The organism is uncultured Streptococcus sp., from assembly GCF_915066115.1.
Taxonomy (GTDB): domain Bacteria; phylum Bacillota; class Bacilli; order Lactobacillales; family Streptococcaceae; genus Streptococcus.
The window spans coordinates 1-10,512 of sequence record NZ_CAJZDT010000064.1; the positions used below are offsets into that span (position 1 = coordinate 1).

A 10,512-nucleotide genomic window follows, 5' to 3' on the forward strand; every position below is an offset into this window, starting at 1 on the left:
TTTATAAAGAAAGTTAAGCGCTTTCTTTTGTGCAACAAAATCAATCTTTTAGGAGGAGAAAATGAAGAATCCATTTTTTGAAAGACGTTGTCGTTATAGTATTCGTAAGTTATCAGTAGGAGCCTGCTCGCTAATGATTGGTGCTGTTTTATTTGCTGGTCCAGCCTTGGCTGAAGAAACTGCAGTTCCTGAAAATAGCGGAGCCAATACAGAGCTTGTTTCAGGAGAGAGTGAGCATCCAACTAATGAAGCTGACAAGCAGCATGAAGGAGAACAGACTAGAGAAAACAAGTTAGAAAAGGCAGAAGGAGTAGCGACAGCATCTGAAACTGCTTCGCCAGCAAGCAATGAAGCTGCAACTACTGAAACCGCAGAGGCAGCTAGCGTAGCTAAACCAGAGGAAAAAGCAAGTGAGGTGGCTGCAGAAACACCATCTGCAGAAGTAAAACCTAAGTCTGACAAGGAAACAGAAGCAAAGCCTGAAGGAACTAGCCAAGGGGATGAGTCTAAGCCAGCAGCAGAAGCTAATAAGACTGAAAAAGAAGTCCAGCCAGATGTCCCTAAAAATACAGAAAAAACATTAAAACCAAAGGAAATCAAATTTAATTCTTGGGAGGATTTGTTGAAATGGGAACCGGGTGCGCGTGAGGATGATCCCATCAATCGTTCCTCAGTTGAACTTGCTAAGCGCCATAGAGGCCAGTTGGTGAATGAAAAAGCAAGTAGAAGAGCCAAGGTTCAGGCGCTAGCAAATACCAACTCAAAGGCTAAAGACCACGCTTCTGTTGGTGGAGAAGAATTCAAGGCCTACGCCTTTGACTACTGGCAATACTTGGATTCAATGGTCTTCTGGGAAGGTCTAGTCCCAACTCCAGATGTCATTGATGCAGGACATCGTAACGGAGTTCCCGTTTATGGAACACTTTTCTTCAACTGGTCCAACAGTATTGCCGACCAAGAGAAATTTGTTGCTGCTTTGAAACAAGATGAGGATGGAACCTTCCCTATTGCACGAAAACTTGTCGACCTTGCTAAGTACTATGGCTTTGATGGGTATTTTATCAACCAAGAAACAACAGGTGACTTAGTAACGCCACTTGGTGAAAAAATGCGTCAATTCATGCTCTATACAAAAGAATATGCGGCAAAAGTCAACCATCCAATCAAGTATGCTTGGTACGATGCCATGACCTATAAATATGGTCGTTATCACGAAGATGGTCTAGGTGATTACAACTACCAGTTCATGCAAAAAGAAGGTGACAAGGTCCCTGCGGATCAATTCTTTGCCAATTTCAACTGGAATAAGGAAAAGAATGACCACTCTGTAGAAATGGCAAAATGGCTGGAACGTAGCCAATATGATGTCTTTGCAGGATTGGAATTGCAACAAGGTGGTTCTTATAAGACAAAAGTTAAATGGGATGCCCTCTTAGATGAAAAAGGCAAGTTACGTTTGTCACTTGGACTCTTTGCACCAGATACAATTACCAGTCTAGGAAAAACAGGTGAAGACTACCACAAAAACGAAGATATCTTCTTCACAGGTTACCAAGGAGATCCGACAGCTCAAAAACCAGCGGACAAAGAGTGGTATGGGATTGCTAATTTAGTTGCAGACCGCACACCAGCAGTAGGCCGGACCTTCACTACCTCCTTTAATACAGGCCATGGTAGAAAGTGGTTTGTAGACGGAAAGGTTTCTAAGGATTCTGAGTGGAACTACCGTTCGGTTTCAGGTATCTTGCCAACATGGCGCTGGTGGCAGACTTCAACAGGGGAGAAACTTCGTGCAGAATATGATTTTACAGATGCCTACAATGGCGGAAATTCCCTTAAATTCTCAGGTAATATAACTGGTAAGACGGACCAGGATGTGAATTTGTATTCTACTAAGTTAGAAGTAACTGAGAAAACCAAACTTCGTGTTGCCCACAAGGGAGGAAAAGGGTCGAAAGTTTATATGGCCTTCTCTACAACTCCAGACTACAAATTCGATGATGCAGATGCATGGAAAGAGCTAACCCTTTCTGACAACTGGACAAATGAAGAATTTGATCTCAGCTCACTAGCAGGTAAAACCATCTATGCAGTCAAACTCTTCTTCGAGCATGAAGGAGCTGTAAAAGATTATCAGTTTAACCTAGGTCAATTAACAATTTCAGACAATCACCAAGCACCACAAGCGCCTACAGGCCTTTCTGTGGTGAAACAATCTCTTAAAAATGCCCAAGAAGCTGAAGCAGTGGTCCAGTTTGCGGGTAATCAAGATGCGGATTTCTATGAAGTCTACGAAAAAGATGGGGATAACTGGCGTTTGTTGACAGGTTCATCTGCTTCAACCATCTACTTGCCAAAAGTTAGCCGCTCTGCTAATGCGACTGGTACGACGCAAGAATTGAAAGTCGTTGCAGTTGGTAAAAATGGCCTTCGTTCAGAAGCTGCGACGACATCCTTTAACTGGGGCATGACTGTTCAGGATACGACTCTCCCAAGACCTTTGGCTGAAAATATTGTTCCAGGGGCAACGGTTATCGGTAGCACTTTCCCGAATACCGAAGGTGGAGAAGGTATTGAAGGTATGTTGAACGGTACCATTACCAGTCTTTCAGACAAGTGGTCTTCAGGACAATTGAGCGGTAGTGTCGATATTCGTTTGACTCAGCCACGTACAGTTGTCAGATGGGTGATGGATCATGCGGGAGCTGGTGGTGAGTCTGTTAACGATGGTCTGATGAACACCAAGGATTTTGATCTTTACTATAAGGATACAGATGGCGAGTGGAAACTAGCTAAGGAAGTCCGTGGTAATAAAGCGCACGTTACGGATATCACTCTTGACAAACCAATTACTGCCCAAGACTGGCGTTTGCATGTCATTACATCTGATAATGGAACACCTTGGAAGGCCATTCGTATCTACAACTGGAAGATGTACGAAGCCTTGGACACAGAAAGTCAAAATATTCCAATGGCTAAGGTAGCTGCCCGTTCACTTGGAAACCACCAAGTTCAACTAGGCTTCTCTGATGTTCCGGCAGGCGCAACCATCACCGTTTACGACAAGGCTGATTCACAAACACCAATTGCAACCTTGAAGACTGAAACTGGTGGTGACTTGGCAACAGCTCCATTGGGCTTTGATAAGCAACCAACTCTCCTCTACTATCGTACCCAACTACCTGGCAAAGAAATCAGTAACACCTTGGCTGTAGCGATTCCACAGGATGAGAGAAAAATTGCTGCAGTTAGCCTTGAAAAAGGACCTAAAAAGACAGTTTATAAAGAAGGAGAAAAACTGGACCTCAGAGGCGGAACACTCCGTGTTCAATACGAAGGGGGACAAGTCGACGAGCTGATTAACCTTACTCACTCAGGTGTGACGGTATCTGGATACGACGCTCATCAAAAAGGGGAACAAAACCTAACACTGCAATACCTTGGTTTACCAGTGTCAGGTGATCTGAAAGTCCAAGTGACAGGACAGGATGAAGGAAAACCAAAAGAAGTAGCGGGCTTGTATATTACTAAGAAACCAAAAACAGACTATCTAGTAGGGGATCAACTGGAACACTCTGAAGGTCGCTTTGGTGTTCTCTATGATGACGAGACAGAAGAGACTCACAGCTTTACTGATGAAGGTGTTGAAATCACGGGATACGATGCTCAGAAGACTGGACGCCAGACCTTGACCCTGCATTACAAGGGGCACACAGCTGAGTTTGATGTCTTGGTTTCTCCAAAGGCTGCAGTTAATGATGAATACCTTAAACAAGAAATCACTGCTGCCCAAGGCCGTCAGTCAACCCTTGCCTATACCTTCTCAAGTGAGGACAAACAAGCTGTACTAGTAGAGAAACTCAATGCAGCTAAAGCTGTTGCAGAAAACCATGATGCCAGTCAAGAAGAAGTCAACAAAGCCTTGAATGAATTGAAACAAGCTGGAGCGGACTTGGATGGAAATCAACGTTATCAAACTGCTAGAGAAGAATTGGAAGGCTTGCTCGAATCCGTCCGTGAAAAAGATCCTAAAGCTGAGTTGATTGAACAAGCAGAAACTTTGTTGGCTTCAGAGATGCCAACTCCACGAGCTTTTGCTGACATGAAAGAAAAGCTGAATAAGAAACTAGCTCCTGCAGAAGAAAGTCATCATGTTGGTAGCATGGATCCAAGTGAAGTAGCCCCGACAGTTGAGGTCCTCCCTGAACTAGTTGTTGAAACTGAAACAACAGCCTATGAACGTCAAGAGCGACCAAGTGCGAACCTTCTTAAAGGTCAACGTCAACTTGTCCAAAAAGGAGAAGAAGGGCAAATTCGTCGTCTAGTAGAAGTAGATAGTCAAGGCAATCGTACGCTTCGCGCTACAGAAGTTTTGAAAGAAGCAACCCCTGAAATCGTAGAAGTTGGAACCAAAGTCTTTTCAAGCAATCAACCAGCTGAAGGAGTTAAAGATTTAGTTCTAGAAACTCCGAAACTAGAAGTTGAAGAAGTTGCAGTATCCTTTGAACGTCAAGAACGTCTAAATTCAGAGCTTCTCAAAGGTCAACGTCGTATTGTGCAAGCTGGAGAAGAAGGACAAATTCGTCGCTTTGTAGAAGTCGATGCCCGAGGCAATCGTACCCTTCGTACAACAGAAGTTCTCAAGGAAGCGATTCCAGAAATTGTTGAAGTTGGAACGAAAGAAGAGCAAGACTCTCAAAAAACAGATCAAGCTCTTTTAGCAACACCGACAAATGAAAAAGTAGGTAAAGAACTTCCAAATACTGGAGTAACAAGAGATGCTAGTCTAGTAGCACTAGGACTTCTCGGAGTGATGAGTGGCTATGGCCTACTTGCTGGAAAGAAGAGAGAAAACGAATCGATTTAGGATTCTTGCATTTCCTCATAACAACTAAAAACAAGGTTTGACTGCAGATTAGTCAAACCTCGTTTTAACTAGTAAAAATCAGTGGAAGAATGAGATGGATTAACTACTTTTTCTCGTATTACTTAGTGATTTGAAAAGGTTTTTCTAGTTTTGATTTTTAGAAATGCTAGTTTTCGTTGCAAGAAAGAACTGGAAAAGTTTAGGGTTTTTCTATCTCTTTTGCTGATTTTGTGATATAATTAACACGTATAAAAAAAGAAGGAGTCATATCTAATGGCAAAATTGACTGTTAAAGACGTTGAATTGAAAGGGAAAAAAGTTCTCGTTCGTGTTGACTTCAACGTACCTGTAAAAGATGGCGTGATTACCAACGACAACCGTATCACCGCAGCTCTTCCAACTATCAAGTACATCCTTGAACAAGGTGGACGTGCTATCCTCTTCTCTCACCTTGGACGTGTGAAAGAAGAAGCAGACAAAGCTGGTAAATCACTTGCTCCTGTAGCTGCTGACTTGGCAGCTAAATTGGGTCAAGACGTTGCTTTCCTTCCAGGTGTCACTCGTGGTGCTGAATTGGAAGCAGCTATCAACGCTCTTGAAGATGGACAAGTTCTCTTGGTTGAAAACACTCGTTACGAAGATGTTGACGGCAAGAAAGAATCTAAAAACGATCCTGAACTTGGTAAATACTGGGCATCACTTGGAGATGGTATCTTCGTAAACGATGCATTCGGTACAGCTCACCGTGCACACGCATCTAACGTTGGTATCTCAGCAAACGTTGAAAAAGCAGTTGCTGGTTTCCTTCTTGAAAACGAAATTGCCTACATCCAAGAAGCAGTTGAAGCTCCAGAACGTCCATTCGTTGCTATCCTTGGTGGTTCAAAAGTTTCAGACAAGATCGGTGTTATCGAAAACTTGCTTGAAAAAGCTGATAAAGTCCTTATCGGTGGTGGGATGACTTACACATTCTACAAAGCACAAGGTATCGAAATCGGTAACTCACTTGTAGAAGAAGACAAATTGGATGTTGCGAAAGCTCTTCTTGAAAAAGCAAATGGTAAATTGATCTTGCCAGTTGACTCAAAAGAAGCAAACGCATTTGCTGGTTACACAGAAGTGCGTGACACTGAAGGTGAAGCAGTTTCTGAAGGCTTCCTTGGTCTTGACATCGGTCCAAAATCTATCGCTAAATTTGACGAAGCTTTGACTGGTGCGAAAACAGTTGTATGGAACGGACCTATGGGTGTATTTGAAAACCCAGACTTCCAAGCTGGTACAATTGGTGTGATGGATGCTATCGTGAAACAACCAGGAGTTAAATCAATCATTGGTGGTGGTGACTCAGCTGCTGCAGCGATCAACCTTGGACGTGCAGACAAGTTCTCATGGATCTCTACTGGTGGTGGAGCATCAATGGAACTTCTTGAAGGTAAAGTTCTTCCAGGACTTGCAGCCTTGACAGAAAAATAAGATTTTATAAATGAATCAAAGAAGAGAGGGATGAAAGTTCCTCTTTTCTTTTACTCGAAATAAAAACGCTTCCTCTCAACTATTGCTCATAAAATCACCCAAATTATGATAAAATGGAAATAGAAAGTTGAGATTATGAGTTATTTTAAAAAATATAAATTCGATAAATCCCAGTTTAAACTTGGTATGCGAACCTTTAAAACAGGTATTGCTGTTTTTCTAGTTCTCTTGATTTTTGGCTTTTTTGGCTGGAAAGGTCTTCAAATCGGTGCTTTAACAGCTGTGTTTAGCCTGAGGGAGAGTTTTGATAAGAGTGTCCATTTTGGGACTTCGCGTATTCTAGGAAATAGTATCGGTGGTCTCTATGCCCTCCTTTTCTTCCTATTAAATACCTTTTTCCACGAGGCTTTTTGGGTGACCTTGGTTGTTGTTCCCATCTGCACCATGTTAACCATTATGACAAATGTAGCCATGAATAACAAAGCAGGGGTTATTGGTGGTGTAGCGGCTATGTTAATCATTACCCTATCGATTCCGAGTGGAGAGACAATTTTGTACGTGTTTGCGCGTGTATCAGAAACTTTCATGGGAGTTTTTGTCGCAATTCTCGTAAATTACGACATTGACCGAATTCGGCTCTTTTTAGAGAAAAAAGAAAAATAATGTTACATTTTATAACATTATCAATTGACGTTTGTCTTTTTTTAGACTATAATAGACAGAAAGAAGGAAATTGTAAATGAAGGAAAAAGAATTTCGCCGAAATATGGCTGTTTTTCCTATCGGCAGTGTTATGAAGTTGACCGATCTATCGGCGCGTCAGATTCGTTATTATGAAGATCAAGAGTTGATTAAACCTGATCGAAACGAAGGGAACCGTCGCATGTATTCCTTGAATGACATGGATCGTCTGCTTGAAATCAAAGATTATATCTCTGAAGGTTATAATATCGCTGCCATTAAGAAAAAATATGCTGAACGTGAAGCGAAATCCAAGAAAGCGGTGAGTCAGACTGAGGTGCGTCGTGCACTTCACAATGAACTCCTCCAACAGGGTCGCTTTGCTTCAGTACGGTCACCTTTTGGTCGCGGTTAGGTAACCGCAAGTAGTCATACATTAAGGAGAAAACTCATGCCAATCACAGCTGCAGATATTCGTCGTGAAGTCAAGGAAAAAAATGTTACCTTTATTCGTCTTATGTTCTCAGATATTTTGGGAACCATGAAAAACGTCGAAATTCCTGCTACAGATGAACAGTTAGATAAAGTCTTGTCAAACATGGCGATGTTTGATGGATCTTCTATTGAAGGTTTTGTACGTATCAATGAGTCAGATATGTACTTGTACCCAGACTTGGATACATGGACAGTCTTCCCTTGGGGAGATGAAAATGGAAGTGTTGCAGGTCTGATCTGTGATGTCTATACAACAGAAGGTGAACCATTTGCAGGTGACCCACGTGGCAATTTGAAACGCGCTCTTCGTCACATGGAAGAAGTGGGATTCAAATCTTTCAACCTTGGTCCAGAGCCAGAATTCTTCCTATTTAAGTTGGATGAAAATGGGGACCCAACACTTGAAGTGAATGACAAGGGTGGCTACTTTGATTTGGCGCCTACTGACCTTGCGGACAATACACGTCGTGAGATTGTCAATGTCTTGACCAAAATGGGATTTGAAGTAGAAGCGAGTCACCACGAGGTTGCGGTTGGTCAACACGAGATTGACTTTAAGTACGATGAAGTTCTCCGTGCCTGTGATAAGATTCAAATCTTTAAACTCGTTGTTAAAACCATTGCTCGCAAACATGGTCTTTACGCAACCTTTATGGCGAAACCAAAATTTGGTATTGCCGGATCAGGTATGCACTGTAATATGTCCTTGTTTGATGCAGAAGGAAACAATGCCTTCTTTGATCCAAATGATCCAAAAGGAATGCAGTTGTCAGAAACTGCCTATCATTTCCTTGGTGGTTTGATTAAACATGCCTACAACTATACTGCTATCATGAACCCAACGGTTAACTCATACAAACGTTTGGTTCCAGGTTATGAAGCGCCTGTTTACATTGCTTGGGCTGGTCGTAACCGTTCGCCACTTGTGCGCGTGCCTGCTTCACGTGGTATGGGAACTCGTCTTGAGTTGCGTTCAGTGGATCCGATGGCAAACCCATACATCGCTATGGCTGTTCTTTTGGAAGTTGGTTTGCATGGTATTGAAAATAAAATCGAAGCACCAGCTCCTATCGAAGAAAATATCTACATTATGACAGCAGAAGAGCGCAAAGAAGCTGGTATTACAGACCTTCCATCAACACTTCACAACGCTTTGAAGGCTTTGACAGAAGATGAGGTTGTCAGAGCGGCTCTTGGAGAGCATATCTATACTAGTTTCCTTGAAGCCAAACGAATCGAATGGGCAAGTTATGCAACCTTCGTTTCACAATGGGAAATTGATAATTATTTAGACCTTTACTAATACTAATAATATAGAAGAAAGATTGCCTGTGGGTGATCTTTTTTCTTGTGTTTTATATCGAGGTGTGATATATTTTATATAACGAGGTGCGATATATCGAACTGAATAGGAGGTGAATGCAAATGGAATTGACGGATAAGATTCGTCGAGTTTATCTTCCGATGACGGAAACGGGCTTTTATATCTTGTTCTGTCTGCAAAAGGAAGGTCATGGTTATAGTATTACGCAAAAAGTCAAGGAGATGACGGATTCGCAAGTTTCGATTAGTCCTGGGACTATGTATGGAACCTTGTCAAAGATGGAAAAGGATGGTTTGATTTCCTTTGTCCGCGAAGAGGAAAAACGGAAAATCTATCAGATTACAGACTTGGGACGAAAAGTCTTAGATATTGAATTGAAACGTATTGAACGGCTCTACAGAAACAGTCGGGAGGAAGTATGATGGAAAAGAAAATTGTTTACCGAATTTTTACAATTGCGTATTATGAGAGGGAGGCTCTGTACTTTAGAGAAATGCATGCTAAGGGCTGGAAACTTAGGGGAGTAAGCTATTCTATCTTATTGTTTGTAGTTAAGTATACCTTTGAAAAATGTCAGCCTGAGCAAGTGTCTTATCAGTTGGATTTTTACCCAATGGAAAAATCAGAGAGATCCTCCTATTTACAACTATTTAAAGACTGTGGCTGGGAGCATATTACAGACTTTAATAGTTTTTCCTATTTTAGAAAAGCGCATTCTGAAATTGAATCGGATGCAGAATTTGAAATCTATAATGACGCTGCTGGGAAGTTAGCTATGGTTAATCGCATTTTAAGACTGCGATTAGTACCTGTTTTACTTTTGCTAGCCATACATATACTATTCTTACTTAAATTGCTCAATAAAAGTAATGCGTATGGTCTATGGAGTTTATTTGCGGTCGGGCTAGATATTTTCTTGTCTTTAATCCTTTTGTTAATAGTTGCCTATATTAGCTGGAAGTTATGGCATAAAAAGAAGGAATTATCAGATTTATGATAGGGTAGGTATGCTCAAAATTGGAGGGGAAGTCATGATAAATAAAAAGCAATTTCGGATTTTCACCATTGTTGATTTGGATAAGAAAGAAGAATATTTACATGAGATGCACTTGAAAGGTTGGAGGTATAGAAGGAGTCGTTTTGGTTTGTTCTATTTTGACCAATGTCAACCAGACGATGTCATCTATTGTATCTATGATTCTAGATTTCTTAAAAAATATAAGCATGAACTACAAGATTTTAGAGATAGAGGTTGGGAATTAATAGAAGCAGGTTTTTGTTCAATTCTTCGTAAATCGTCTTCTGATTTACTTCCAGAGGATCAAGTCTATATGAGTAATAATCCTATGTGGGAAGTTATGCGGTCTAGACTTCGTTCCTGTACAGCTACTTTCTCGGGTGGTCTTGTTGTTTGTATGAGTTTATTTAAAGAAGAGCTTTCTATGTCTTTCCTTATTATTTTTGTTTTGTATGCTTTCATGATTTCTTATCTAATCTATGGTTATTTCAGACTAAAAAGGAAATACCAAGTAGATAAAAAGTAAGATTCTAGGTCTTTAGACTGATTTTTAGCACTCTTGACAAAAGAGTGCTAATTTTTTGAGTTTTTGTCTTGACATTCTCTTCTAAGGGTGTATAATAGAATCATGAGTTAGCACTTGGATACATAGAG

Annotated in this window: 8 protein-coding genes; all 8 read left to right on the forward strand. The window is 41.1% G+C overall.

Annotated elements, in window-relative coordinates; translation table 11 throughout:
- Positions 1 to 61: 61 nt before the first annotated feature.
- The 8 genes from QZ565_RS05635 (at position 62) to QZ565_RS05670 (ending at position 10,384) form a co-directional block, all read left to right on the forward strand.
- Positions 62 to 4,867, forward strand: coding sequence for a bacterial Ig-like domain-containing protein (locus QZ565_RS05635; RefSeq protein WP_295526757.1), 4,806 nt, complete (start codon positions 62 to 64; stop codon positions 4,865 to 4,867).
- Between the two features lie 273 nt (positions 4,868 to 5,140).
- Complete coding sequence (locus QZ565_RS05640; protein WP_042750167.1) at positions 5,141 to 6,340, forward strand: phosphoglycerate kinase; 1,200 nt, start codon at positions 5,141 to 5,143, stop codon at positions 6,338 to 6,340.
- Positions 6,341 to 6,475: 135 nt separating this feature from the next.
- Positions 6,476 to 7,003 carry an aromatic acid exporter family protein gene (locus QZ565_RS05645; protein ID WP_084947380.1) on the forward strand — a complete coding sequence of 176 codons (528 nt, stop codon included), beginning with the start codon at positions 6,476 to 6,478 and terminating at the stop codon, positions 7,001 to 7,003.
- A 76-nt stretch (positions 7,004 to 7,079) separates the two neighbouring features.
- On the forward strand, positions 7,080 to 7,436 hold the full coding sequence (glnR, locus tag QZ565_RS05650; RefSeq protein ID WP_000659548.1) for a transcriptional repressor GlnR: 357 nt from the start codon (positions 7,080 to 7,082) through the stop codon (positions 7,434 to 7,436).
- 36 nt (positions 7,437 to 7,472) lie between these two features.
- Positions 7,473 to 8,819 carry a type I glutamate--ammonia ligase gene (gene glnA / locus QZ565_RS05655; protein ID WP_295526764.1) on the forward strand — a complete coding sequence of 449 codons (1,347 nt, stop codon included), beginning with the start codon at positions 7,473 to 7,475 and terminating at the stop codon, positions 8,817 to 8,819.
- Between the two features lie 122 nt (positions 8,820 to 8,941).
- A complete protein-coding gene (locus QZ565_RS05660) occupies positions 8,942 to 9,262 on the forward strand; it encodes a PadR family transcriptional regulator (protein WP_024057886.1) in 321 nt (106 codons plus the stop codon).
- The gene (locus QZ565_RS05665) at positions 9,262 to 9,837 is read left to right on the forward strand and encodes a DUF2812 domain-containing protein (protein ID WP_295526773.1); all 576 of its coding nucleotides are present in this window, start codon (positions 9,262 to 9,264) and stop codon (positions 9,835 to 9,837) included. Before QZ565_RS05660 ends, QZ565_RS05665 begins: the two co-directional genes overlap by 1 nt.
- 34 nt (positions 9,838 to 9,871) lie before the next feature.
- Positions 9,872 to 10,384, forward strand: coding sequence for a DUF2812 domain-containing protein (locus QZ565_RS05670; RefSeq protein ID WP_295526770.1), 513 nt, complete (start codon positions 9,872 to 9,874; stop codon positions 10,382 to 10,384).
- Positions 10,385 to 10,512: the final 128 nt, after the last annotated feature.

Coding starts and splice junctions, on each gene's coding strand:
- QZ565_RS05660 (WP_024057886.1), top strand. CDS start 8,942: ATGGAATTGACGGATAAGATTCGTCGAGTTTATCTTCCGATGACGGAA.
- QZ565_RS05665 (WP_295526773.1), top strand. CDS start 9,262: ATGGAAAAGAAAATTGTTTACCGAATTTTTACAATTGCGTATTATGAG.
- glnA (WP_295526764.1), top strand. CDS start 7,473: ATGCCAATCACAGCTGCAGATATTCGTCGTGAAGTCAAGGAAAAAAAT.
- glnR (WP_000659548.1), top strand. CDS start 7,080: ATGAAGGAAAAAGAATTTCGCCGAAATATGGCTGTTTTTCCTATCGGC.
- QZ565_RS05635 (WP_295526757.1), top strand. CDS start 62: ATGAAGAATCCATTTTTTGAAAGACGTTGTCGTTATAGTATTCGTAAG.
- QZ565_RS05645 (WP_084947380.1), top strand. CDS start 6,476: ATGAGTTATTTTAAAAAATATAAATTCGATAAATCCCAGTTTAAACTT.
- QZ565_RS05670 (WP_295526770.1), top strand. CDS start 9,872: ATGATAAATAAAAAGCAATTTCGGATTTTCACCATTGTTGATTTGGAT.
- QZ565_RS05640 (WP_042750167.1), top strand. CDS start 5,141: ATGGCAAAATTGACTGTTAAAGACGTTGAATTGAAAGGGAAAAAAGTT.